Consider the following 24,160-nt stretch of genomic DNA (forward strand, 5'->3'; position numbering starts at 1 on the left):
GATGCCGGACGTGGACGGGGAACGGGCCTGGCTGCTGACCGTCGACGGAGCCCCGCAGTCGTATGTGGACCTCGACGATCCGCAGCATCTGGAATTCGAGTACGCACGCCGCCTCGGGCACGTCCTGGACTGCGTGGCGGAGCCCGGGCTCGCGCTGGACCTCCTGCACCTGGGCGGCGGTGCGCTCACCCTGCCGCGCTACGCCGCGGCGACGCGGCCGGGCTCCCGGCAGACCGTCGTCGAGTTCGACGCGGGCCTGGTCGAGCTGGTCGCCGAACACCTGCCGCTGCCGGAGGGGTCCGGGATCACGGTGCACACCGCCGATGCCAGGGCCTGGCTGGAGGCGGCGCCCGCGGCGAGCGCGGACGTGGTGGTGGCCGACGTGTTCGGCGGCTCTCGGGTACCGGCGCAGCTCACGTCGGTGGAGTACGCGCGGGAGGCCGCGCGGGTGCTGCGTCCCGGCGGGCTGTACGCGGCGAATCTGGCCGACGGGGCGCCGTTCGACTTCCTGCGGGCGCAGGTGGCGAACCACGCGGAGGTCTTCGGGGAGCTGGCGCTGATCGCGGAGCCGGCGGTGCTGCGGGGCAGGCGCTTCGGGAACGCGGTGCTCCTGGCCTCCGACGGCGGGCTTCCGGTGGCTGCGCTGGCTCGGCGGTGCGCGGGCGATGCGTTTCCCGCCAGGGTGGAGTACGGGGACGGGGTGGTGCGGTTCATGAAGGGGGCGGTGCCGGTGGGCGACGCGGACGCGGTGGCTTCGCCGGCTCCGCCGACGGGGGCGTTCAGGGTGGGGTGAGCGGCCGCGCCGGCCGCCTGCCGGGGCGCCGCCCGGGCCTCGCGCCTCACACGCCGCCCGGGGCTGAACGAGCGCCTCACACGCCGGCCGGGCTGGAGTCGGCCGGCTTGGGGTCGACCGGCCTAGGGTCGGCTGACTTTGGGTCGGCGAGGCCGGCGGTGGGGAGGTTGAGGGCGGTGGTTTTGCCGTGGGGGGTGCGCGTCATACGGCGGACGTCCGGGACCAGCAGGACCAGGCCGGTGACCAGGACGACCAGGGTCGCGCAGCCCCACAGGGCCGTGGTGCGGCCGAAGGCCGATTCGGCCGGGCCGGCCAGGGCGGTGGCCAGCGGGAGCATCGACACCGAGCCGAACCAGTCGTAGGCGGAGACCCGGGAGAACTTCTCCTCCGGGATCTCCTGGTGCATCGTGGTCATCCAGTTCACGCCGAAGACCTCGATCGCTGCTCCGCTGACGAACATCACCACGCACAGCCCCCACACGGGCAGCGGCACGGCCAGTCCCGCCGACGGCAGCGCCAGCGGGAACACGCACAGGGTGCCCACCAGCAGCAGCCGGCGCGGCTTCCACGCCACCATCAGGACGGCCCCGGCGATGGTGCCGGCGCCGAAGAAGGCCAGGGCCACCCCCCAGGGCGCAGGCCCGCCCAGCCGGTCCCGGGCGACCAGCGGTCCGTAGACCGCCTCCGCGGCGCCGACGACCGCGACGACGACGGAGAACTGGAGCACGATGCTCCACAGCCAGGGGCGGGTGCGGACCTCCACCCAGCCCTCGCGCAGATCGGCCAGCAGGCCACCGCCGGGGAGCCGGTCGGTGACGTGGCTGACGTCGAGGAAGGCACGCAGGGCACCCGCGATCGCGAAGGCGGCCGCGTCCACGGCCAGGACCCAGCCGGGGCCCATCGCGGCGATCATCGCGCCGCCGAGGGCCGCGCCGCCGATGCCGGCGCCGTTCATCGCCATCCGGAAGAGTGCGAAGGCACGGTTGGCGTGTTCTCCGGAGACCGTCGACAGCAGCATGCCCTCGGCCGCGGGATTGAAGAAGGCCGTTCCGGTGCCGCACAGGGCGGTCAGCAGCATCATCTGCCACAGCTGCGGGTCGCCGGCGAGGACGAGCACGGCGAAGGCGGCCTGCGAGAGGCAGTTCAGGGCATTGGCCGCGACCATCACGCGGTGGCGCGGCAGCCGGTCGGCTATGGCGCCGCCGACGAGCAGGAAGAGGACGAGCGGCAGGGTGCGGGCGGCCGCGACCAGCCCGACGTCGCCGCCGGATCCGCCGGCCTCCAGGACCGCGAAGGCGGCCGCGATGAGCGCTCCGTGGCTGCCGAGGTTCGTGACCACCGCCGCGCCCGTCAGCAAGGTGTAGTTGCGGCCGGCCCAGGAGGGGCGGCGACGGCGTGCCGGCGTACGGGGCGGTGCGGCGAAGGGAGAACTCACCCCCGGACTATCCCCGCCCCGGGCCGAGAATCCAAACGGATTGCCGGCCCGGGCGATCGGACGCGGTGATCAGCTGGTGGCGAGCCGGATGGAGCTGAGGATCTTGTCGGAGACGTCGGCCGGAACCTCTTCCTTCACGCCCGCAGCAGTGATCATCGCGAAGCTGGCGAAGTCACCGACTGCGTTCTTGAAGGCGAAGCCGACGGCCTTGCCGTCGGTGGAGCACTTGTGCTCCTTCTTCACGTTCGGAGCGGTGGCGACCACCATGTGGCCCTTGAGGCCGGACGTGGTCGTGAACTCCTTGGGATCGGTCACCTTGACCGTTCCCTTGGGCTCCTTCTGGGCGAAGCCCGCCCAGACCCACGTGCCGGTGTTGTCGGTCGCCGCCTGGGCGGTGTCCTTGGCGCCCTGGGCACCCTTGACGCCGGCGTCCGCGATGGAGAACTTCTCGAGGCTGCCGTCGGCGTTCTTGTCGACCGTGCACCACTCCTGCTTGAAGGTGGCGGTCCCGGACATCGTGATGACCGGCTTGCCGTCCTTCTTGACCTCGTCTTCGTAGAAGAGGATCACGCCGGACTCGTTGACGTTCCACTCGGGCGGCACGTCGTAGGCGACGCCGTACTTCGTGTTGACGACGACCTTCCAGCCGGGGATGACGGGCTTCGCCTCGCCGCCGGCCCGCGGGTTGGGGCTGCTGCCGGCCGGGGCGGGCTCGCTGGAGACCGGTGCCGAGGAGGAGGCGGCCGGCGGCTTGTCGTTCGCCCCCGTGTTCTTGTCGTCCCGGGTCAGGACGAACGCGCCGGTCCCGGCGGCCGCCACGACCACCGCGGCTGCCGCGACGATGGCCACGGTCTTGGTGGAGTACGGGCTTCCGCCGCCTCCCTGGGGCTGCTGGAGCGCCTGGGGCGCCTGGGGCGGACTCCACTGCTGGCCGGGAATGCTCTGGGGCTGCTGGTACCCCGGCTGCTGCGGATATCCGTAACCGGGCTGCTGCTGGTACGGGTTCGGCTGCCCTGGCTGTCCCGGCTGCCCCGGCTGCTGGTACGGGTTCTGATGCGCGTCCTGAGGGTTCTGTTCGCCCCCGGGCGGCTGCTGCTGTCCTGGCCACATGGCCGGTAACGATAGTGGGAGCGGCCTGCGGGAGCCACGGCCGCCCCCGTGGGAGCTCTGGCCAAGCAGGTCTACTCGTGGGTAACATCGCGGTCCATGAGCGCAGACCAGATGAACGTGGGCGAACTGCTCGCCGCGACGGTGCCGATGGCCCGGACCCTGAACCTCCAGTTCCTGGAGACCACCCCCGAGCGCGCGGTCGTCCGGCTTCCGGACCAGCCCGACTTCCACAACCACGTCGGCGGCCCGCACGCCGGTGCCATGTTCACCCTCGCCGAGTCCGCGAGCGGCGCGATCGTCCTGGCCGCCTTCGGCGACCAGCTCTCACGCGCGGTGCCCCTCGCCGTGAAGGCCGAGATCGGCTACAAGAAGCTCGCCAAGGGCGTCGTCACCGCCACCGCCACCCTCGGCCGCCCCGCGGCGGAGGTAGTCGCCGAACTCGACGCCGGCGGCCGCCCCGAGTTCCCGGTGACCGTCGCCATCCAGCGCGAGGACGAGGCCGTCACGGGCGAGATGACCGTCGTCTGGACGCTGCGCCCCAACCAGACGGCCTGAGCCAAGGGCTGCGGCCACGGGCGGTACCCCCTAGAGTCCGTCGCACGACGATGGAGGGAGCGCCCGTGGCCAAGGTCAACATCAGCCTCGATGCCGAGCTCGTGGTGGAGGTGATGGTGCTCGCCGGCGTCGGCTCGCCGCAGGACGCGGTGGAGGCCGTCGTACGGGACTACGTCGCGCGCGGGCACCGCACCGAGGCGCGGGTGCAGCGACAGGACGAGCCCCAGCGCAACGCCGACGGCGTGCCCCCGCTGCCGGAGGGCTGAACCTGGGCTCCCCGGTGGCGCGTCCCTGCGGGCACCCGCGCGTGCGCGGCCCACAGTGGGCGGGGGAGCGGTCCGGCGCGGGGCCGCTCCCGCCGACCCACGCCGCAGGGAGCGTCCATGAACGAGGCCGTGTCCAGACGTTCCGCGATGCGGCTGCTCGGAGCGGTGGGCGTGGTGGGCGGGGTCCTGGGGGCAGGCGCCTGCGCCCCCACCGTGCCGCCGGACGCGGCGCTCCGCACGCCGGCCCCCGGCGTGCCGGCCGACGCCGAGCCCGGGGGCGCCCACCGGATCGACGCCCTCCTGGAGCGGCTCACCCTCGACGAGAAGACCGCCCTGCTGCACGGCGCCCGCGACCCGGCCCCCCTCGGCCAGGCCGGCTACGTGCCCGGGGTGCCGCGCCTCGGCATCCCGGCGCTGCGCATCGCCGACGGAGCCGCCGGGGTGCGCGTCGCCGAACCCGCCACCGCGCTGCCCGCGCCCGTCCTGCTCGCCTCGGCCTTCGACCCGGCGCTGGCCCGCGAGTACGGGCGGGTCGTCGGTCGCGAGGCCCGCGCGCTCGGCCAGGACGTCCTGCTGTCGCCGATGGCCAACCTCATCCGCACCCCGTACGCCGGCCGGAACTTCGAGACCTTCGCCGAGGACCCGCGCCTGACCGCCGACCTGGTGGGCGAGATGGTCCGCGGCATCCAGGACGAGGGCGTCATCGCCACCGTCAAGCACTTCGCCCTCAACAACCAGGAACACGGCCGCGACACCGTCGACGTGATCGCCGCCGAGCAGACCCTGCACGAGACTGAGCTACGGGGTTTCGAGGCCGCCGTGGCCGCCGGCGCGGGCGCCGTGATGGGCGCGTACAACAAGGTCAACGGCGTCTACGCCTGCGAGAGCAAGCCGCTGCTCGACGAACTGTTGCGCGGCGGCTGGGGGTTCGACGGCTGGGTGATGTCCGACTGGGACGCCACCCACAGCACCGTCGCGGCCATCGGCGCCGGCCTCGACATGGAGATGCCCGGCGGCACCCACTTCGGCCGTCCGCTGCGAGAGGCGGTGCGCGGCGGGACCGTACCGGAGGCCTTCGTCGACCTCGCCGTCCACCGGATCCTGACCACCATGGACCGCTTCGGGCTGCTCGCGGCCCGGCCCGCCGCCCGGCCCCCGCGCAATGCCGCCGCCGGGGCCCGGTTCGCCCGCAAGGTGGCCTCCGCCGGGGCCGTGCTGCTGCGCAACGAACACGGCACCCTGCCCCTGACCGGCGCCGCCGCCCGCTCGATCGCGGTGATCGGGCCCACCGGCCGGATCCCCTTCGTCGGTGGCGGGGGCAGTGCGCACGTCGTCCCCGACGGGGCGCCCTCCCCGCTCACCGCCATCCGGCAGCGGGCCGGGAACGGCTCCACCGTGCGCTACGCCCTCGGCGAGGACCTGTACGGGCGGCCGCTCCCGGGGAGCCTGCTGACCCCGGCCGCCGACCTGGACGACCGCGTCGTGGCCCCGGGGCGCGGCTGGAGCCACGAGGGCGAGTTCCGCCTGACGGCGGACGACGAGTGGACCCTGCTCGTCCACTACACCGGGAAGCGGCCCGGCGTGCGCCTCGACGGGGAGGAGCTGTTCCCCGTCCGGCAGGGCGCGGCCGAGCACCTCGCGGGCGGACTGCTCGGCTCGGCTCCCGACGGGATGACGGTCCGCCGCCGCACCCTCACCCTCAAGGCGGGCACCCACCGGCTCGCCGTGACGGCCGCGGGCGGGGAGAAGGGCCAGCGTTTCCGGCTGCGGCACATCACCGGCGCGTTCCGGGCCGCGGACCTCGCCGAGGCGGTGAAGACCGCGAAGTCGGCCCGCAGTGTGGTCCTCTTCGCCTACGAGGACGCCACCGAGGGCCGGGACCGGACCTCGCTGGCCCTCCCGGGCGGGCAGGAGCGGCTGATCGAGGCGGTGGCCGCCGCCAACCCCCGTACGACGGTCGTGCTCAACACCTCCTCCAGTACGACCATGCCGTGGCTCCCCCGTACCGGTGCGGTCCTCCAGATGTACTACTCGGGCCAGGAGGGCGCGGGAGCCACCGCCGACCTCCTCTTCGGGGACGTGGACCCGGGCGGCCGGCTCACCCAGACCTTCCCGGCCGACGAGCAGGCGACCCCGGTCGGCGGCGACCCGCGGCGCTACCCGGGGGTGGGCGGCCGGCAGGAGCACTCCGAGGGCGTACACGTCGGCCACCGCTGGTACGACGCCCAGCGGGTCACCCCGCTGTTCCCCTTCGGGCACGGGCTCTCGTACACGACCTGGCACTACGAGAGGCTCGCGGTCCGGCCGGGCGGCGCACACGGGCAATGGGGCGGGCTGCGGGTGGAGTTCACCGTCCGCAACACCGGCCGCCGCAAGGGCACCGAGGTCGCCCAGGTGTACGTCGGCCCGTCCCCGGACCTGCAGCTCGACCAGCCGGTGCGCGCGCTGGCAGGCTACCGGCGGCTCACCCTGGCGCCGGGGCAGGCGCAGTGTGTCACCGTCGACATCGACGCCCGGGCCCTGTCTTCCTGGGATCCGGAGCAGCGGACCTGGGTGCTGGGCACCGGCCGCCGGGCGGTGTTCGCGGGCCGGTCGTCGCGTGACCTGCCGCTGAAGTCAAAGGTCGTGGTGGGGAGCCGATAGGCTGCCCGTTCGGCGTGTCACAGGGGGCGCGCCGGTGACGACTCGGGAGGACGTACCGGTGCACATCCAGGAATGGCTGGAGACGATTCCGGCGGTCAGCATCTATCTCCTGGTGGGACTGGTCATCGGGCTGGAGAGCCTCGGCATCCCGCTGCCGGGAGAGATCATCCTGGTCAGCTCGGCGCTGCTGGCCTCGCAGCACGGGGAGATCGACCCCGTGGTCCTGGGGATCTGCGCGATCACCGGGGCGATCGTGGGCGACTCGATCGGCTACGCGATCGGCCGCCGGGGCGGCAAGCCCCTGCTGGAGCGGCTGGGCCGGCGCTTCCCGAAGCACTTCGGGCCCGAGCAGGTGGCGCTGGCGGAACGCTCCTTCGAGAAGTGGGGCATGTGGGCCGTCTTCTTCGGGCGGTTCGTGGCGCTCCTGCGGATCTTCGCCGGGCCGCTGGCGGGCGTGCTGCACATGCCGTACTGGCGGTTCCTGATCGCCAACATCCTCGGTGGGATCCTCTGGGCGGGCGGCACCACCGCCGTCGTCTACTCGGTCGGGATCGTCGCGGAGCCGTGGCTGAAGCGGTTCTCCTGGCTGGCGCTGGGGCTGGCCGTGGTGTGCGGGCTCGCGGTGACGCTGGTGGTGCGCAGCCGCATGAAGAAGGCGGCCGCTGCGGTGGCCGCCGAGTCAGCCGCCGCGGAGATCCCCGCGCAGCCGGCGGTCCGGGCCGCGGTCGGGGACTGACGGCGGTGCGGCGACCGGTGGGGGACTGGTCCGAGGAGGGCCGGTCGGACCAGTACCACCCGCTGGCGAACGGGCTGGGACGGGCGGCGGAGAACGGCGACACGGTCCTGGTGCAGCGCCTGCTGACCGGGGGAGCCGAGGTCGACGCCTGGGTCCCCGGCGGCCGGAGGGCGCTGGATCTGGCCGTGTGCGCCGGGCACGCGGAGATCGTCCGGCTGCTTCTCGCGGCGGGCGCCGACCCCCGGCTCGACGCAGGACCGTACAGCGAGGCGACGCCGATGGCACTGGCGGCGATGAACGGGTACACGGACGTCGCCCGGGCACTGCTCGATGCGGGCGCCCCGCCCGGGGGTCCCGCCGGAAGGTTGCGCTATGTGCCGCTGGTCCTGGCGGCCTCGTTCAGGGAGCGCGAGCACACGGAACTCGTGGACCTGCTGCTGGACCGGGGCGCCGGCATCGACGAGGAGATGAGGGACTGCACCGCGCTCGACTGGGCCGCCCGCTTCGGCTACCCCGCGTTGGTGGAGCGGCTGCTCACGCGGGGCGCCGCCCCCACCGAGCGGACCTTTCGGGAGGGGAGGGCGGGGCAGTTGCTCACCGCCCGCCGCGGACCCTTCTCGCACGACCCGGATCACAGGGCCGTCAGGGCCCTGCTCGTGGCCGCGTGGGAGGCCCGAGGCTAGGCCGTCTCTTTCGGATCTTGCCGCTTGAGCCCGCGGCGTCTGTGCGGTGCATCGCAAGGCGGAGCGTCGCAGCTCGTACGTGTCGTACTCGCGCGACGCGACAACGCGGTGAGGTGCCGTGCCAGGCGTCCCGGGTCAGGCAGGATCCGGAAGAGACGGCTTAAGCGTCCGGGGTGACCGAGGCGCGGTGCTGCCGGGAGAGCTCCACATACATCGCGGCGTTGATCCGGATGTGCTCGCGTTCCTCCTCTGTCAGCTCGCGCCGCACCTTGGCGGGGACGCCCGCCACCAGCGAGCCGGGCGGGACCACCATGCCCTGGGGGACCAGCGCCTGCGCGGCCACCAGGGAACCGGCGCCGATCACGGCGCCGTTCAGCACGGTCGCGCCCATGCCGATCAGGCAGTCGTCCTCGACCGTGCAGCCGTGCACGACGGCGTTGTGGCCGATGGAGACGCGCTCGCCGATCGAGACCGGAAAGCCCGGGTCCACATGGACGGTGCAGTTGTCCTGCACGTTGCTGTCGGCGCCGAGCGTGACCGGGCCGCAGTCGGCGCGCAGCACCGCCGAGTACCAGACGCTCGCGCCGGCGGCGAGGGTGACATCGCCGACCACGACCGAGGTGGGAGCGGTGAAGGCCGTCGGGTCGATGTCCGGGTGCTTGCCGCCGACACCCGCCACGAGTGCCTGGGCCGCCTGGTGCGTCATGTTCTCTTCCTCTGTCGTCCGTCGTCCGTCGTCCGTCGTCTGCCATCTGTCGTCCGTCGTACGTGTCGTCCGCCGTCCGTCGTCCGGGTGCCGCGCTAACGGCACCGTAGGGCACGCGGCCCGCCGTGCCCGCGATGGGGTGAAGATCACAGGATCGTGGTCCGGACGACGGGGGTCCGGCGCACTACCGTGGCCGGGTGCCGAAGAAACAGAACACGTTCTCATCTCTGACGGCCCTGCGCCGCCGGCTGGCGAGCCGCGTGGTCCACACCGGCTGGCGCTGGATGCAGCAGGCCGGTGCGGTCACCGCGCAGACCCCGGGGCGGCTGCGGTTCGGCGCGATCGGGCACGGCACCCGGCTCGCCTTCCCGCAGGGCACGATCTTCGGCGAGCCGTGGATCCGGCTGGGTGGGCACTGCATCATCGGCGAGCAGGTGACCCTCACCGCCGGGATGATGCCGGACCTCGACCTGGGCGCGGAGCCCATGCTGGTGCTCGGCGACGGGGTGGTCATCGGACGCGGCAGCCATGTCATCGCCGACGCCCGGATCACCATCGGGGCGAACACGTTCTGCGGTCCCGGGGTCTACATCACGTCCACGAACCACAGCTACGACGACCCGCACGAGCCCGTCGGACGGCAGTGGCCGCGCAACGCGCCGGTGGAGATCGGCCCGGGGTGCTGGCTCGGCACCGGCGCGGTGATCCTGCCGGGGGCGCGGCTCGGCCGCAACGTCGTGGTGGCCGCGGGGGCCGTCGTGCGGGGTGAGGTGCCGGACCACGCCGTGGTGGCGGGGGCGCCGGCGCGCATCGTACGGCGCTGGCAGCCGGAGACGGGCTGGCAGCCGCCGCTGCGCACGCCGGCGCCGGTGCCGATCCCCGACGGGATGACCCCGGAGCAGCTGCGCGGGCTGGCCGAGCTGACTGAGGCCGAGCTGACTGAGGCCGAGCCGGCGGGGGCCGAGCCGGCGGGGGCCGAGCCGGCCGAGGCGGGGCCGGCGGAGGCCGGGGTCGTGCAGACCAGGGTCGCGCAGGCCGAGCCGGCGGCGGCCGGGCTCGTGCAGACCGGGCCGGTGCAGACCGCAGTCGCGCAGGGCGAACTGGCGGAGGCGGAGCAGGCGTAGGGCCGGTCAGCCGGCCGCCAGGAGAACCGTTCCCGCCAGGGCCAGGCCGGCGCCCGCCGCCTGGATCGTGCGCAGGCGCTCCTTGAGGACCGCGAAAGCGGCGAGCGCGGTGACCACCGGGTAGAGCGAGGACAGTACGGCGGCCATCGTGACCGGGCCGTTCTGGGCGGCGATGGAGTACGTGCCGTTCGCCGCGACGTCCGCGAGGCCGACGAAGGCCAGGGCGGGCAGCATCCCCCACAGGACTCCCGGCCCGGTGCCCGCCGGGAGGGCCGGGACGCCGCGCCCGGCCTGGGCCCACAGCGCGGCGCCGCCGACGGCGACGTTGGTGACCCGCTGGACGAACAGGGCGAGGAACAGCCCGGTGAGGGTGGTGGACGCCTGCGCGATCAGCGCCATCACCGCGCCGAAGCCGAAGGCCGCGACCAGAGTGAGGACGACGGCCTGCCGCTGGACGGGCGCACCGCGCAGCTCCGGCCCGCCCGCGAGGACGATGCCGGCGACGGCCACGACGATGCCCGCGAACTGGCCGGGACCGGGCCGCTCGCCCAGCATCAGTCCCGCGGTCACGGGCACGACCACCCCGAGGGAGCCCAGGGGCGAGACCACGCCCATCGGGCCGAGGGCCAGCGCCTTGTAGAAGCTGAGCATGGCGACCGGTCCGACCAGGCCCGCGCCGACGGCGAACCACAGCTGCGGCCCGGCCTCCCGCCAGGCGCCGGTGCCGAGGACCACCGCGCCCAGCACGACGACGGCGACCACCTGCGAGACGACGACCACCGTGAGCGCCGGGATCCGGCGGGTGAGCAGCCCGCCGCCGAAGTCGGCGAGGCCCCACAGCACGGCTGTGGCCAGGGCGAAGAGGGCGGTCATGGGAGGGCCTCGCAGTACAGTGCAATGAACGCTGGGGTGCAGCATCGAATACCCGGCAGGTTAGTGCAGTCCATTGAACTATGTCATCCAAAATATTGGACGGAATGGTGTCGGATCTCGAACAGCTCACCCAGGCGCTCGCCGGGAACCTCAAGAGGTGGCGTGCCGAGCGCGGCTTCACCCTGGACTCCCTGGCCGCCCGCTCGGGAGTGAGCCGCGGGATGATCATCCAGATCGAGCAGGCCCGTACGAACCCCAGCGTGGGCACCACGGTCAGGCTGGCCGACGCGCTCGGCGTCAGCATCTCCACGCTCCTCGACCACGACCGGGGACCACAGGTCCGCATCGTCCCGCCGGAACAGGTCGTCCGGATCTGGGCGAGCGAGGCGGGCAGCTCGACGACCATGCTGATCGGTACCGACCAGCGCGGGCCGATGGAGCTGTGGACCTGGCACCTGGTGCCGGGCGAGGGGACGGACTCCGTCCCGCACCCCTCCGGCACCATCGAGATGCTCCACGTCACGGCGGGGGAGCTGACCCTGGTGGTCGGCGAGGAGGAGTTCCGCGTACCGGCCGGGGCAGCGGCCGCCTTCGAGGCCAACGTCGCGCACTCCTACCGCAACGACGGCCCGGTGCCGATGGAGATGACCCTCGCGGTGTCGGTCCCGCCGGTGTCGCCGCCGGTACCCGCGCCGGCCGCCGCGACCGCGCATGCGCACGGCGGCACGGTCGCGGGGTCGGACCCTAGAGCGCGGGGATCTCGATCGCCGGGCAGCGGTCCATGACCATCGCCAGCCCCGCCTCGCGGGTCCGCTCGAAGGCGGCCTCGTCGATCACGCCGAGCTGGAACCAGACGGCGTCGGCGCCGACGGCGGCAGCCTGGTCGGCCACCGGTCCGGCCAGTTCGCTGTTCACGAAGACGTCCACCACGTCCACCTTGAACGGAATCTCCGCCAGCGAGGCGTAGCCGGGCTCGCCGTGCACGGTCTCGGCCTTGGGGTGCACGGGGATCACCCGCTTGCCGAACTGCTGCAGCACGCGGGCGACTCCGTAGGCCGCCCGGTCCTCGTTGTTCGAGAGGCCCACCACGGCCCAGGTGTCACCGAGCTCGGTGAGGATCTTTCGGATGGTTGCCGGATCGCCGTACACGCGCGCCGCCTCCTGGTGTTCTCGTCTGCCGTCGTCGTCCGCTGCCGCGTCCGCTGCTCTGCCGCATCAACCGAAAAGACACATGTCCGATTCCCCGTAGGGTGGAGCGGTGAAGGCAGACCAGTACGTGACGGTGGCCCGCGAGGGCGTGCACGAGTCCGAGATCAACCGCTCGCGCTTCCTGTGCTCGCTCGCGCCCGCCGCCACCGAGCAGGAGGCGCAGGAGTTCGTGGCGCGCATCCGCAAGGAGCACTCCACCGCCACGCACAACTGCTTCGCCTACGTCATCGGTGCCGACGCCTCCGCGCAGAAGGCCAGCGACGACGGCGAGCCCGGCGGCACCGCCGGGGTCCCCATGCTGCAGATGCTCATGCGCCGCGACGTCCGCTACGCGGTCGCCGTGGTCACCCGCTACTACGGCGGTGTGAAGCTCGGCGCCGGCGGGCTGATCAGGGCCTACGGCGGGGTCGTCGGGGAAGCCCTCGACGAGCTCGGCACCGTCACCCGGCGCCGCTACCGGCTGGCCACCGTCACCGTCGACCACCAGCGGGCGGGCAAGGTCCAGAACGACCTGCGCGCCACGGGCCGGACCGTGGTGGACCTGCGCTACGGCTCCGCGGTGGAGATCGAGGTCGCCCTCCCGGAGGCGGACCTGCCCGCCTTCGAGGCCTGGCTGGCCGACAGCACGGCGGGCAGTGCCGGTCTCACCCTCGGCGGAGAGACGTACGCGCCCTGAGGGCCCCGGGGACGGGTTGGCGGTGCCGGTTCGGTGCCGACCTGCCACCACCCCACCCATTCACAGCCCGATCCGCCCGGCGTTCGCGTCCGGTTGGATCGGGCTGTCGCTGCCAGAGTGGCGCCGGCCTGGTCCCGGGTGGGCTGGCGGTTGTGCTCACACGTGGTGGCCGGCCGGCCCACATCTTTCGCCGGCCGAGCGTCGGCGCAACTCCCTGCCGTGCCCGGCGATCACGCCGGCGCGGTCCTTGTGACTCTGGCCGGCGAAGTCCAGCCCCCGCGTGAGGCCGGGCGGCTCACGCGGTCGGCGGCTCGTACACTCCGCCACCGAGGCCGGCGTGGTCCGGCCAGTGGGACTGGTGCCACTCCCGGTGCTCCCGGAAGGTCATGCGGGGCGATGCCACGACAAGGCGCTCGTCCACGTAGTTGCGCAGTTCCGTCACCCGCGAGGTGAGTTCCTCGTTCGTGTCCCCGGTGATCAGCATCAGACCGAGGCTTTGGCCGATGAACTGGATGGAGTCCGGCAGCGAACTGCCGAAGGGATGCTCGTAGCGTGCGTACGCCACACCGGGGAGTTCCTGGAGCTCGCCAACCGACGGGTAGCTGATGATCGTGCCGGGGCGGCCCAGCAGATGAGTGTGGCCTACTGCGCCCGGGCGGATCTTCACGTCCAGCTCGGGCCGCTTGCCAAGAGCGCACAGTACGCCGCACTCGGACAGGTCGACGTTGAACTTGTGCAGCACCTGCTCTTCGGTGAGGCCGCCTCCGCGCCGGGCGGCACACTCACCGAAGCTGACCTGGCCTGTAGCCGGGTTGTGGAACAGCTCCATATGGAATACGCCGGTCGACATCCCCATTGCCTCCAGCGACCCGCGCACCACCGGGGCGGCCAGATCGTAGGCCCATGATTCGGTATCCGGGTCCATGGCCCGCGCCCACAGCGGCCGCTGCTCCTTCAGCGCATCGAGGCAGGGCTCGCCGTACTTCCCCAGGGCGAAGAACAGGACTTCGCCCTCGAAGACCACGCCGTCGGCAATCCATTCCTCTCCCTCCATGAACTCCTCCAGCACAAAAGTGCGGCGGTCCAGCTGGCGGGCCCGGTAGTCCCGGCTGAGCGCTGCGAGCCCGGGGTAGTCGGAGACGGTGGCGGTGAAGCCTGTGCCGCCGTACGACAGGGGCTTGAGCACCGAGCGGGCGAACGGGGTGTCAGCAAGGTGGCGCACATCGTGGATGTCCTCGATCACCAATGAGGCCGCGGTGGAGATGCCGGCTTCCCGCACCCGCTGCTTCTGCAGGGCCTTGTCCCGGAAGTTCAACGCGACCAGCGGGTCCATGCCGGCGCATCCGAGGTGCTGGGCCAGCAGGCCCGAGGTGACCAGGGCGAACTCGTCACCCGAGTGGACGGCGCTGAAACGGTAGTCGCCCAGCCCCGCACGGTGCAGGGCCCCCAGCACCGACTCGGCGTTGCCCACGTCGTCGGCGCGCAGAATGCGGACGCCTTCGGCGGGGACGGTCGGGCCGAAGTCCCAGGGCTCAGGTGCGCAGAGAGCCACTGTCTCGGCAGCGTGGCGTTGGCAGGCACGCAATACGTACCGATCGACGCCGATGTTGAGTATCGAGGTTTCCTGACGGTCGGGCATCGGTGAGGCTCTCCTGACTACGTTCGTACGGGGCTTTCGGGTTTACGAGGGGACGCCCGGACGAGCGACCTCCGTGCGGTAACTGCCATGGCGGTAGCGGAACACGGCATTGCGGACCCCGTCGCGGACCTCGAACCGCACGGTGCGCTCCTCGCTCCAGCACTGGTAGCGGAACTCGTTGTCCCCTATGTGCTCCAGCACGGCGTCCGGCTCGTCCTCGGCGACGAGGATCAGCCGCCCGTCACGGACGACAAGCTCACCGGCCGCGTCCGGGCGCGCCGGGTCGGACCATTCGGCGGCGCTCGGCGGGTCGGCGTACGGGAGCAGGAACGCCGCGGGCACCGGCAGCGGACCCACGAGGCTCGTCAGCTCGTCTGGGACGGTCGGCTTCCGCTCCGCCCTCAGCATCACATCGGCGGGGTCCAGGATCGCGCGGTACTCGTCGGGGAAGAGGTTCAGCAGTCCGGGGTCACAGAAACAGTCGATGACCAGGTGTACGCGCGGCTGGTCACCGCGGTTGTAGAGGTGGTGCGGAAGGCCGAAGTTGGCGTACCACAGCTCACCCGGCTGCCAGCGCTGCTCAGCTCCGTCGATCACGATCACGGCCTGGTCGTTCGTGGTGATCGGCATGTGCAGCCGTGCCCAGCCGACCGGCAGGCCGTACGGGTAGTCGGTGTGCACACCCACCGCGGCGCCCGGCTCCATGGACATGTACCGGACCGAGCGCAGTGCGGGACCGAGACCGGCCAGCACGGATGCGGTGTACGGCACCTTGGCCATGAACGGAGTGTCCGCGTAGTCGGCGAGGCCGGGGCCGCCGGCGTCCGTACGGCCGGGGTCGCCGTCCGGGCCGCGCAGTGACAGCACGCGCCAGCCCTCGTACTCGTTCTCGATGATCGTGCCCGCGTCGAAGGTCGCCTGCGGGCTGAAGCGCTCGCCGAGAGAGAAGAGTTCCCGCTGCAGCTGCTCGGGGTCGGGCTTGGGCAGCAATCTGACCACGTCGGGCAGCCGTGCCGCGCCGGTCGAGGCATTCGAACCAGTGCTGTCTGTCATGTGCGGTGAGCGTCCCTACTGTCAGGATCGGAGGCGAGCGCCTTGGCGAGGGCGCTCACGGTCGGGGTGCGATAGAACGCGCGCAGCGGGATCGGCGGCAGGCCTCGGTTGCGGACGGCCGCCGCTATGCGTACTGCGTAGAGCGAGTTGCCGCCCAGCTCGAAGAAGTTGTCCTGCGGTCCGACGGAGACGCCGAGAACCGCCTGCCAGATCCCGGTCAGCGCGCCGACCAGGTCGGAACCGTGCCCGGGGTTTCCGGGCGCAGGGCCCGGGTCCGTGCCTGGAGACGGTGTGGGTACGTTCCGCAGGCGGGCGGCTTCGGGTGCGGGGAGACTGGCCACGTCGACCTTCCCGTTGACCGTCAGCGGAAGCGATGCCAGTACCGTGACTCCGGCCGGCACCATGAACTCCGGCAGGATGCGTGCCGCGCGGCGCCGTATGTCGAGCGGATCGGCTTCGGCGCCTTCCACCGGCACCACATAGGCGTCTATGCGCACCTCGGCGGCGTCGCCACCCGGTCCGCCGCCTCCGAGAACGACGGCGGCGAACCTGACGGAGGGGTCGTCCAGCAGCACGGCCCGGATCTCGTCCAGTTCGATGCGGAAGCCCCTGACCTTCACCTGGCTGTCCAGCCGACCAAGGTGTTCGAGGCTGCCGTCGGGGCGCAGTCGGCCGAGGTCCCCGCTGCGGTACATGCGACCGCCGCGGAACGGGTCGGTCACGAAGCGCTGTTCGGTCAGTTCGGGTCGGTTCCAGTAGGCGGTGGCCACTCCGGCCCCGGCGACATGAATCTCGCCCGGGGCTCCGTAGGGCAGCGGGCGGCCGCGCGGATCCAGTACGTATACCTGCCAGCCGGGCAGGGCGCGGCCGACGGACCGGGAGCCGGCGAGCGCGTGGCGGCGCCGTATGGTCTCGGCCGTGACATGGACGGTGGTCTCCGTGATGCCGAACATGTTGACCAGCCGGCAGCGGGACTCCGGGTAGCGGTCGAACCAACCGCTGAGGGGGGCGGTGTCCAGCGGTTCGCCGCCGAAAACCATAAGGCGTACCGGCAGCTGGTCGTCCTGTCGCAGGTCCGCCTCGACGAGCTGACCGAAGGCGGAGGGGGTCTGGCTCAGTACCGTGATCCCCTCCTTCACGAGGAGGGCATGGAACTCGTCCGGTGAGCGGGAGACCCAGTACGGGACGACGACCAGACGTGCACCGGTGAGCAGGGCACCCCATATTTCCCAGACCGAGAAGTCGAATGCGCTGGAGTGGAAGAGCGACCACACGTCGTGCGGCCCGAGTGCGAAGTCCGTACGGGTGGCCTCCAGCAAAGCGATCACGTTGCGGTGCGGGACGACCACGCCTTTCGGACGGCCGGTGGAGCCCGAGGTGTAGATGATGTACGCCGCCTCGTCCGGGCCCCGGCCGGGGGCCGGGGGCGCGGGTGCGCTCGCACCGGCCTCGGTGAGCGCGGCGGGTGGCAGCAGTCGGATGCCGTCGGCGCCGGGGATTTCGGTCAGCTCGGTGACGAGGAGGCGCAGGCCGGCGTCGCGCGCGGTGTCCGCCAGGCGGGCGGTGGGATAGGCAGGGTCCATGGGTACGTAGACGCCGTCGGCCAGCAGCACGGCCAGCAGGGTTACGACCAGGTCGGTGGAGCGCTCCAGGCAGACCCCGATGTGGTCGCCCGGGCGCGCCCCCTGTGCGAGCAGGCCTGCCGCCAGCTGCCGGGCCCGATGCAGCAGCCGGCCGTAGGTGGTCTGTTCGTTTTCGTACACCAGGGCGATGTCGTCAGGGCAATCTGTGGCGCGGGCCGTGAACAGCTCTTCGACGCGGACGGGCGGGTGAGGCGGCAGGGTTCCGCCTGCACCCATCGCGGTCAGCCGCTCCCGTTCTTCCTGGTCCAGCGGGTCGATGTCCAACGGCTGAGTACCGGGAGCGGCGGCGGTGATCGCCTCGTACGCCTGTGTCACGTGGCGGGTGAAGCGCGTGGCGGAATCCGGGTCGACGTCGAGGAGGCGGTAGTGGGCCTCCAGGCTCAGGTCACCGTTGGGGTCGCGGCGCGGGACGAGGGTGAGCGGAAACGGGGCGCTGTGGCAGGGAACCTGCCCCTCGGCCGCCTCGGGGAGGAGACCAACGAAGACGCGCCCCTCGGCGCGTTCGGTGAGGGCCTGGTATTCGGAGGCGTCGCACCGCTGCGAAGTGTCGCGTAGCTGCCGCCGTGTGGAGGTGACGAGGGTGGGCAGGTCGTGCGCGCCCGAGAGATCGGGAGTGAGCAGCGTGGCGAAGTCGTGGGCGCCGAGGGCGCGGGGCGGTCGGCCCGGATCGGGCGCGATGGCGGCGAGGATGGGCCTTTCCTGCCCTTCGTACCGTCCGAGCACCAGAGCGGCAGCCACGGCCAGGGTGGCGCACACGTCGGTGGGGCCGAGGGCGGGACCGGCGGTGAGGGCGATTCGCAGGACGGCGGTCCGGTCGTCCGCACCGGGCTCCGGGGTAGCCCAGCCAGGACGCTGGACGTAGTCGGCACCGGCCCAGTTTTCCCAGAGTTCAGAGCCGGGGGCCACGGATGGGGGCAGAGTCGGCTCGCCGGAGGAGAGTTGGCCGGAATGCGACCCTCGGCTGGAAGGCCTTCCAGCTCCCGCGCGGACCTTCTCGCCGTTCGCATCCAGTTCCGCCATCAGCCTGTCGGCCAGGACGCGCAGTGAGCGGGGGTCAAGGACCGAGCGGTGCGCGGACAACACCAGGTCGGCGGTGCCGTCGCTGTGACACAGGAGCACGGCGCGCGGCTGCGGGGCCGCAGCGTCGACAGGCCGAGCCAGCTCGGCGCGGAGCCGATGTCGCGCGGCGGGGGCGTCCGCGGGGTGGGGCACCTCTTCACGCCACAGTACGACCGGCAGTGAGTGGCCGAAAGCAGTCGCATCAACGCCACCAGGGATTGGCGCATGCAATGCGTGACTGAAGGCTGAAAATCGACTGCCATCCAAGACCAGTCGGGAACTCCGCTGAGCAGTCACGACCGAAACTCCAGAGGGATAATCAAGATCAGTTTCGGTTGATCATCAACCTGTGAAGCGCACGGTGTCAAGGGCCCTGGTGTCGGTCATCCAGCGATACCGGAATGCAGGACCCTGGTCCCGACCTAGGCCTACTTTGGGGTTATGGGGCGGAAGCTTCAGAACGGACATACGGGCCGGATGCCGTACATTCCTAGCGGTCGGTTGGTGGCGTGACCTAGGGCACATTGATCTTTGAAGAAGCCTATGCGCAGGATGAATCTGCACCTCAGCGGCCTATCGACGGCGGATCGCCGTCAGCGCTCCGCCACTCCGGCACCTCCGTTGAGGCCGTGAGCCAGGAGGAAGACTCGTGACCCTGAACCCCTTTGAAGCCGATGCGTCGGGGACATTCATGGTGCTGGTAAATGACGAAAACCAACATTCTCTGTGGCCCTCATGGATACCCGTCCCAGCCGGATGGAATTCCGTATCAGAAGGGACCCGGGAAAACTGCACAGAGTACATTGAATCCCACTGGACTGACATGAGACCGACCAGTCTCCTCCGTTCTCACGGCTAACGTCGGCCACTTACGGCAGTCTTTTTCATCGTCTATTTTTCAGTGCAAAGCACTGCAGGGGGTCGGTTCACCGTGTCCGAAGGCTCATACCTGCCTTCTGTCTCACTCGACGGGTACCTACGCAACGTGGCGGCGGAGTATCCGCGGCTCTACGGGCTGCTCGATCTCGCGCGCGCCCACGACCCGGACACCCTTTCCTCTCTGCTGTCCCTGACAAACGAGTTCGACTCCGACGACACCGGTCGCGGTGACTCGTACCGGCGGGCACAGCAGGACTCGTTCGTGCGATGGACCGGTGCGCACCGGCTGCTGACCTTGGCGACCCCGGCCGACACGCTGGGCGACGTCGTCGTGCTCGACGTGCTCGGCGGGGACGGCACCATCGCGCGGGCCGTCGCAGGCCGGTCCGACAGCAGCACCGCCAAGCTGGCCATCGTCACCGGGGACGTCTCCGCTCAGATGGTCGCCCGCGCACTGGCACAGGGCCTGCCCGCCGTGCGCCAGGCCGCCGAGGCGCTCCTGCTGCGCGACAACTCTGTTGATGCCGCGCTCCTCGCGTACGGGACCCACCACATCGCGCCCGCGGACCGGCCTCGCGCCGCCGCGGAGGCCGTCCGTGTGGTGCGCCCGGGTGGTCGGGTAGTCGTGCACGACTTCGACGAATCCAGCCCGATGGCGCGGTTCTTCACCGATGCCGTGCACGAATATTCGGCGACCGGGCATGCCTATGCGCACTTCACCCGCTCGGAGTTCGAGGACCACTTCAGTGGACTTCCCGTATCTCTCGAAGTGTTGGATATATACGACCCGCTGATCGTCTGCGGGACGACGGCCGAAGAAGCGCGCGACCGCATGTGCGACTACGTCGCAGACATGTACGGAATCCGGAGTTACTTCTCCGCTCAGCGGAACAACGCCGTCGTGTGGGATCTCCTCACCGAGTTCTTCGACCACTCTGCCTATCTCGAGGGGCTGGCCGACGCGCCCGAGTGCCCGACCCGCCCCGTCATCCGGGAAGTCGAAGGCGGTTTCGCCGCAGAAGTGCCGCGGCTCGCGATCGCGGCCGTGGCCGAGAAGGCGGTCTGACATGAGCCATGTCTACGTACCCGACCTGCTCCAGACAGCCGACGGCCCGTACGCCGACAGCCCGGCCGTGCTCGGACCCGACGGCGAGCTCTCCTACCGGGAGCTGTGGGAACGGGTCGCCGCCGTTGCCACACAGCTTGACGACGCCGGTGTCGGCCCCGGTGACCACGTCGGCCTGCATCTCCCCCGGTCCGCCGCCTACGTGTGCTCGCTGATTGCGACGATGACGCTGGGCGCGGTCGCCGTCCCCATGGATCCGGAATTCCCGGCCGAGCGCCGGGCACAGGTCTGCGCCTCTGCCCGCCCCCGAGTGATCCTGTACGACGGCACCGACACGCCCGAACTCCACGGTTCCGACGGCGGTGACACGGCGCTCTGGCTGGTCCCGGCCACGGCGTCGGCGCCGCTCTCCGAGCTGGGCCGGCTGAGCCGGCGCGAGACGAGCCCCGCCGAACAGACGGCCATGATCCTCTTCACCTCCGGCTCGACCGGCCGGCCCAAGGGCGTGCGTCTGCACCACGCGGGCCTGGTCAACCGGCTGGAATGGGGCCACCGCACGTACGCCTTCGAATCCACCGACCGCGTCCTGCACAAGGCCTCGTCGGCCTTCGACGCCGCTATCCACGAGATCTTTTCCCCGCTCATCTCGGGCGGCACCCTCGTGATCGCGCCACCGGGCCTGCAGTTCGACAGCCTGGGACTGGTCCGGCTGATCCAGGAGGCGGAGGTCACCACCGCCCACTTCGTTCCGTCCGTGCTCCGCCACGTCGTCGAAGAGGAGGAGCTGACGTACTGCACCTCGCTGCGGCGGGTGTTCTGCGGCGGCGAGGCCTTGGACATGACCACGGTCAAGCGATTCCGATCGCTGCTGCCCACCTCCCTGTACAACCAGTACGGGCCCACCGAGACCTCGGTCAACGCCACTTACTGGGACTGTGATGAGCCGTTCGATGGCGACATCGCGCCGATCGGCCGACCGATCGACGGCGTTGACTGCCACGTGCTGGACGAGCAGTTGCTTCCGGTGACCGCCGGGATGACCGGCGAGCTGTGGATCGGGGGCATCGCCGTCGGCGGTGGCTACCTGGACGACGAGCCGCAGACCGCCGAGCGCTTCAGGCCGGACCCGTTCACCGGCGGCCGTATGTACCGCACGGGCGACCTCGTACGGATCACCGAGCCCGGATACCTTGAGTTCCGAGGCCGGATCGACGACCAGGTCAAGGTACGCGGCGTCCGGGTGGAGCCGGAGGAGGTCGGCAGCGTACTACGCGGCCACCCGATGGTGCGGGACGCCACTGTGATCGGTGTCCCCGACCAGGCCGCCGGCGTACGGCTGGTCGCCTACGTAGCCGCCACACGCTCCCACTCGGCCATCGTGGACGGCCTTCAGCGGGTACAGCTTCCCGGCGGGACCGCCGTTGCAACTCCTTCGCCGGACGAGGCGCTGTTCTTGTACCGGCAGATCTTCGAGCAGGATGAATACTCCCGCTTCGGGGTCCGGCTCGCCGAGAACGACGTGGTCCTTGACGTGGGCGCAAACATCGGTCTGTTCGGGCTCTGGGCCCATGAACAGGCACCCGGGATCCGGCTGGTGGCGGTGGAGCCCAACCCCGACACGCTCCCGTACCTGCGCGTCAATCTCGAACTGGGCGGTGTGGATGCCGAGATCGTGCCGATGGCCGTCACGGACCGGATCGGTTCCGAGACGCTGACCTCCTTCCCCCAGCTGAGCTACCTGTCCGGGCTGGGCGCCGGCCGTCAGGACGAGGCCGTGGAGCTGGTGCAGTCGCACTACCGTCAGTCCGGCACTGGCACCGGCACCGGCACCGGCACCGAAGAGGAAATCGCGGGGCTCCTGCGGGACGCCGAAGAGCGGTTGAGCGCCACACTGCACGAGGTGGAGACGACGGACCTGTCGAGCCTGATCGACCGGATGTCCATGGACCGGATCGATCTCCTGAAGGTCAACACCGAGGGCGCCGAGCTGAGCGTGCTGCGCGGCATCCGCCCCGAACACTGGAAGCTCATCGGGCAGGTGTGCCTGGAGGTCGAGCGCAGCAGCACGGTCGGCGTGGAGATCAAGGAGATTCTGACCGACGCCGGCTTCACCGTCCACACCGTGGACGACTGGAGTGTCGGCACGGATGCCGATGTCACCTACGTCTACGCCACCCGGGACTCCGGGTCGGCCGGGCCGGCGGTGGCGCTGTCCGAGGTGCGGCCCTCCGAGGTCCTCCTCACCGCGCGCGAGTTGCGCCGGTACGCGGGCGACCTGCTGCCCCCGGCGATGCGGCCGAGCCAGTTCATCTTCGTGGAGGAGCTGCCCCGGCTGCCCAATGGCAAGGTGGCCCGCCGCGAACTACCGCCGCCACCCTCCCTCGCGGGGCCGGCGGATGGCAGCCGCACCGGCGAAGCAGACGTCTGGGCGGAGCGGCTGCGGGAGATCTGGCGCGAGGTGCTCTCGGTGGACGAGGTCATGGACGACGACGACTTCGTGATGCTGGGCGGCCACTCCCTTCTGGCGCTGCGTGTCAGCGCCCGGGTTCGCCGGCTCACCGGCGTGGAAATCTCCCCCAGCTGGTGCCTGCGCGCGCCGAGCTTCGCCGCGTGGCTCGCCGCTGTTCCACAGGCGGCCTGACGTGGAGAGTTTCGTCCCCCTCTCCGACATGCAGCAGTCCATGCTGGTCCACGAGGCGCTCGGCGACCGGCCCATGTACGCCATGCCTCTGTGTTTCCGTATCCGCGGCGCGCTCGACGCCGGGCGGCTGGAGGGTGCTCTGCACCACGTCGTGCGCAGGCATCCCGTGCTGTGTGCGACGTACGAGGACGGCATGGCCGTACCGCTCGCGGCGACGGCGCCCCTGCCACCGCTGCGCGTGCTGACGCCGCCCCCCGGCCGCCAAGGCGAGCCGGACGCCCTGGCGGCTCTGGCCGAACTCTGGGAGATCCCATTCGAGCTGGACATCGAGCCCCCGGTGCGGGCCGGGGTCGTCTCGTCCTCCGCTGACGACCACTGGTTCGGGATGGCCGTGCACCATGTGGCGGGCGACAGCTGGTCGCTCGCGCTGATGGTGCGCGAGATGGGCCTCGCCTACGTGGCACTCGCCGCCGGACGTGAACCGGAGCCGACCGGCCCGGCGTCCGACTACTTCGCCTACGCCGCAGGTGAGCTGGAACGGGAGGTGGACGACTCCTGGTGGCGGGAACGGCTGAGCGGTGTACGGCCCACGATCTTCCCTCGCACCTCGCCACCCGGGGAAGCGGAGCGGGGAGCCTTCCTTCCGCTGCCGCTCGGTCTGGGCGCGGCCGACACCCAGAAGGTGCGAGAACTCGCCCGGGCGGCCCGAGTCTCTCCCGCCGTGGTGCTGTTCACCGCGGTCAGCTGCACGGTGGCCGGCGCGGACCGCGCACACGAGTCGATCGTGGGACTCCCCGCGGCCTTGCGCGACACCGAGGAACTCCAGGCCATGATGGGCCCCCTGATCAACACCCTGCCGGTGCGCACGGTGTGGTCCGGCGAGCCGTCCCCCCGGCAACTCATCGTCCGGCACGCCGACGCGATCGAGGAGACCCTCACGCACAAGGACCTGCCGTACTCGCGGATCCTGCGTTCCGTCGGCAGCCAACGCCTCACGGGCGGGGCTCCGCTCTTCGTCCACTTGGTCAACATCGACACGGAGGTGCCCCGGCTGCGGCTGCCGGCCCTGCGTACGTCAACGCTGCCCGTCCCGCCGCGCTGGGCGAACTTCCCGGCGTTGTGGGAGTTCGGCTGGGGAGCCGTCGGCAATATCCATGCCACCTTGCGGGTCTCGGCCGACGCCTTCACGGAAGCGGACGCGGAGCAGCTGCGCGAGGGCTTCCACCGGACGCTGCGGCATCTCCTGGGAACCGACGCCGGCTGACCGCGTTCGCGCCCGGACGCGGCCAGGCAAGGCGGCACGGCCGTGTCGTCCCGGACGGACCGCGTTCGCGCCCGGACGCGGCCAGGCAAGGCGGCACGGCCGTGTCG

The 24,160-nt window shown here is 71.4% G+C and carries 20 protein-coding genes and 1 pseudogene; 13 read left to right on the forward strand and 8 right to left on the reverse strand.

All coding sequences use genetic code 11. The features are described from left to right. Position 1 precedes the first annotated feature (1 nt). On the forward strand, positions 2-793 hold the full coding sequence (locus tag ACWGIF_RS05745) for a spermidine synthase (RefSeq protein ID WP_453491761.1): 792 nt from the start codon (positions 2-4) through the stop codon (positions 791-793). Positions 794-869: 76 nt separating this feature from the next. Here ACWGIF_RS05745 and ACWGIF_RS05750 read toward each other — a convergent pair whose 3' ends face one another. Both ACWGIF_RS05750 and ACWGIF_RS05755 read right to left on the reverse strand, forming a co-directional pair. Next, positions 870-2,228: an MFS transporter gene (locus tag ACWGIF_RS05750; protein ID WP_453491507.1), complete on the reverse strand. Its 1,359-nt coding sequence runs from the start codon at positions 2,226-2,228 to the stop codon at positions 870-872. A gap of 69 nt (positions 2,229-2,297) precedes the next feature. Then, the gene (locus tag ACWGIF_RS05755) at positions 2,298-3,338 is read right to left on the reverse strand and encodes a hypothetical protein (protein WP_453491510.1); all 1,041 of its coding nucleotides are present in this window, start codon (positions 3,336-3,338) and stop codon (positions 2,298-2,300) included. A gap of 96 nt (positions 3,339-3,434) precedes the next feature. Between ACWGIF_RS05755 and ACWGIF_RS05760 the strand changes: the two genes are divergently transcribed. The 5 genes from ACWGIF_RS05760 (at position 3,435) to ACWGIF_RS05780 (ending at position 8,221) form a co-directional block, all read left to right on the forward strand. Next, the gene (locus ACWGIF_RS05760) at positions 3,435-3,893 is read left to right on the forward strand and encodes a DUF4442 domain-containing protein (protein ID WP_453491513.1); all 459 of its coding nucleotides are present in this window, start codon (positions 3,435-3,437) and stop codon (positions 3,891-3,893) included. Between the two features lie 65 nt (positions 3,894-3,958). Then, positions 3,959-4,159, forward strand: a complete 201-nt coding sequence (locus tag ACWGIF_RS05765; RefSeq protein WP_453491764.1) for a type II toxin-antitoxin system VapB family antitoxin — start codon at positions 3,959-3,961, stop codon at positions 4,157-4,159. A gap of 117 nt (positions 4,160-4,276) precedes the next feature. Further along, positions 4,277-6,802 carry a beta-glucosidase gene (locus ACWGIF_RS05770; protein ID WP_453491516.1) on the forward strand — a complete coding sequence of 842 codons (2,526 nt, stop codon included), beginning with the start codon at positions 4,277-4,279 and terminating at the stop codon, positions 6,800-6,802. Between the two features lie 58 nt (positions 6,803-6,860). After that, on the forward strand, positions 6,861-7,538 hold the full coding sequence (locus tag ACWGIF_RS05775) for a DedA family protein (RefSeq protein WP_453491767.1): 678 nt from the start codon (positions 6,861-6,863) through the stop codon (positions 7,536-7,538). 17 nt (positions 7,539-7,555) lie between these two features. Then, positions 7,556-8,221 carry an ankyrin repeat domain-containing protein gene (locus tag ACWGIF_RS05780; RefSeq protein WP_453491518.1) on the forward strand — a complete coding sequence of 222 codons (666 nt, stop codon included), beginning with the start codon at positions 7,556-7,558 and terminating at the stop codon, positions 8,219-8,221. Between the two features lie 160 nt (positions 8,222-8,381). Here the strand turns inward: ACWGIF_RS05780 and ACWGIF_RS05785 are convergent, their stop codons facing one another. Then, positions 8,382-8,927: a gamma carbonic anhydrase family protein gene (locus ACWGIF_RS05785; protein ID WP_453491521.1), complete on the reverse strand. Its 546-nt coding sequence runs from the start codon at positions 8,925-8,927 to the stop codon at positions 8,382-8,384. Between the two features lie 197 nt (positions 8,928-9,124). On the opposite strand from ACWGIF_RS05785, the gene ACWGIF_RS05790 reads away from it, so the two are divergent. Beyond that, a complete protein-coding gene (locus ACWGIF_RS05790) occupies positions 9,125-10,051 on the forward strand; it encodes a DapH/DapD/GlmU-related protein (RefSeq protein WP_453491524.1) in 927 nt (308 codons plus the stop codon). A 6-nt stretch (positions 10,052-10,057) separates the two neighbouring features. Here ACWGIF_RS05790 and ACWGIF_RS05795 read toward each other — a convergent pair whose 3' ends face one another. Beyond that, the gene (locus ACWGIF_RS05795; RefSeq protein ID WP_453491527.1) at positions 10,058-10,924 is read right to left on the reverse strand and encodes an EamA family transporter; all 867 of its coding nucleotides are present in this window, start codon (positions 10,922-10,924) and stop codon (positions 10,058-10,060) included. A gap of 107 nt (positions 10,925-11,031) precedes the next feature. Here ACWGIF_RS05795 and ACWGIF_RS05800 point away from each other — a divergent pair. After that, positions 11,032-11,598: pseudogene (locus ACWGIF_RS05800) on the forward strand (helix-turn-helix domain-containing protein); the annotation flags it as partial. 70 nt (positions 11,599-11,668) lie between these two features. Here ACWGIF_RS05800 and ACWGIF_RS05805 read toward each other — a convergent pair. Further along, positions 11,669-12,073, reverse strand: a complete 405-nt coding sequence (locus tag ACWGIF_RS05805) for a CoA-binding protein (protein WP_453491530.1) — start codon at positions 12,071-12,073, stop codon at positions 11,669-11,671. 109 nt (positions 12,074-12,182) lie between these two features. Here ACWGIF_RS05805 and ACWGIF_RS05810 point away from each other — a divergent pair, with 109 nt between their 5' ends. Continuing rightward, positions 12,183-12,809, forward strand: coding sequence for a YigZ family protein (locus ACWGIF_RS05810; RefSeq protein ID WP_453491533.1), 627 nt, complete (start codon positions 12,183-12,185; stop codon positions 12,807-12,809). A 295-nt stretch (positions 12,810-13,104) separates the two neighbouring features. Here the strand turns inward: ACWGIF_RS05810 and ACWGIF_RS05815 are convergent, their stop codons facing one another. The 3 genes from ACWGIF_RS05815 to ACWGIF_RS05825 are packed head-to-tail and all read right to left on the reverse strand — an operon-like array spanning position 13,105 to position 18,263. After that, positions 13,105-14,448, reverse strand: coding sequence for an ATP-grasp domain-containing protein (locus ACWGIF_RS05815; RefSeq protein WP_453491536.1), 1,344 nt, complete (start codon positions 14,446-14,448; stop codon positions 13,105-13,107). Positions 14,449-14,490: 42 nt separating this feature from the next. Beyond that, complete coding sequence (locus ACWGIF_RS05820) at positions 14,491-15,501, reverse strand: aspartyl/asparaginyl beta-hydroxylase domain-containing protein (RefSeq protein WP_453491539.1); 1,011 nt, start codon at positions 15,499-15,501, stop codon at positions 14,491-14,493. After that, entirely contained in the window at positions 15,498-18,263 is a 2,766-nt protein-coding gene (locus ACWGIF_RS05825; RefSeq protein ID WP_453491542.1) for a non-ribosomal peptide synthetase, read from the reverse strand. Before ACWGIF_RS05825 ends, ACWGIF_RS05820 begins: the two co-directional genes overlap by 4 nt. A gap of 589 nt (positions 18,264-18,852) precedes the next feature. Here ACWGIF_RS05825 and ACWGIF_RS05830 point away from each other — a divergent pair. The 4 genes from ACWGIF_RS05830 to ACWGIF_RS05845 all read left to right on the forward strand — a co-directional run bounded on the left by ACWGIF_RS05830 (position 18,853) and on the right by ACWGIF_RS05845 (position 24,053). After that, the gene (locus ACWGIF_RS05830) at positions 18,853-19,062 is read left to right on the forward strand and encodes an MbtH family protein (RefSeq protein ID WP_453491544.1); all 210 of its coding nucleotides are present in this window, start codon (positions 18,853-18,855) and stop codon (positions 19,060-19,062) included. Positions 19,063-19,134: 72 nt separating this feature from the next. Further along, positions 19,135-20,148 (forward strand): class I SAM-dependent methyltransferase, encoded by a 1,014-nt coding sequence (locus tag ACWGIF_RS05835; RefSeq protein ID WP_453491547.1) that lies wholly within the window; start codon positions 19,135-19,137, stop codon positions 20,146-20,148. A 1-nt stretch (position 20,149) separates the two neighbouring features. Beyond that, positions 20,150-22,789 carry an amino acid adenylation domain-containing protein gene (locus ACWGIF_RS05840; protein ID WP_453491550.1) on the forward strand — a complete coding sequence of 880 codons (2,640 nt, stop codon included), beginning with the start codon at positions 20,150-20,152 and terminating at the stop codon, positions 22,787-22,789. 1 nt (position 22,790) lies between these two features. Beyond that, positions 22,791-24,053 (forward strand): condensation domain-containing protein, encoded by a 1,263-nt coding sequence (locus ACWGIF_RS05845; RefSeq protein WP_453491553.1) that lies wholly within the window; start codon positions 22,791-22,793, stop codon positions 24,051-24,053. The last annotated feature ends 107 nt before the right edge of the window (positions 24,054-24,160 follow it).

It is taken from the genome of Streptomyces sp. NPDC054849 (genome assembly GCF_053610945.1).

What these genes read in the sequence shown, in the direction of transcription:
- ACWGIF_RS05745 (WP_453491761.1), top strand. Translation starts at nt 2, where the DNA reads ATGCCGGACGTGGACGGGGAACGGGCCTGGCTGCTGACCGTCGACGGA.
- ACWGIF_RS05755 (WP_453491510.1), bottom strand. Translation starts at nt 3,338, where the DNA reads ATGTGGCCAGGACAGCAGCAGCCGCCCGGGGGCGAACAGAACCCTCAG.
- ACWGIF_RS05760 (WP_453491513.1), top strand. Translation starts at nt 3,435, where the DNA reads ATGAGCGCAGACCAGATGAACGTGGGCGAACTGCTCGCCGCGACGGTG.
- ACWGIF_RS05770 (WP_453491516.1), top strand. Translation starts at nt 4,277, where the DNA reads ATGAACGAGGCCGTGTCCAGACGTTCCGCGATGCGGCTGCTCGGAGCG.
- ACWGIF_RS05785 (WP_453491521.1), bottom strand. Translation starts at nt 8,927, where the DNA reads ATGACGCACCAGGCGGCCCAGGCACTCGTGGCGGGTGTCGGCGGCAAG.
- ACWGIF_RS05795 (WP_453491527.1), bottom strand. Translation starts at nt 10,924, where the DNA reads ATGACCGCCCTCTTCGCCCTGGCCACAGCCGTGCTGTGGGGCCTCGCC.
- ACWGIF_RS05815 (WP_453491536.1), bottom strand. Translation starts at nt 14,448, where the DNA reads ATGCCCGACCGTCAGGAAACCTCGATACTCAACATCGGCGTCGATCGG.
- ACWGIF_RS05820 (WP_453491539.1), bottom strand. Translation starts at nt 15,501, where the DNA reads ATGACAGACAGCACTGGTTCGAATGCCTCGACCGGCGCGGCACGGCTG.
- ACWGIF_RS05840 (WP_453491550.1), top strand. Translation starts at nt 20,150, where the DNA reads ATGAGCCATGTCTACGTACCCGACCTGCTCCAGACAGCCGACGGCCCG.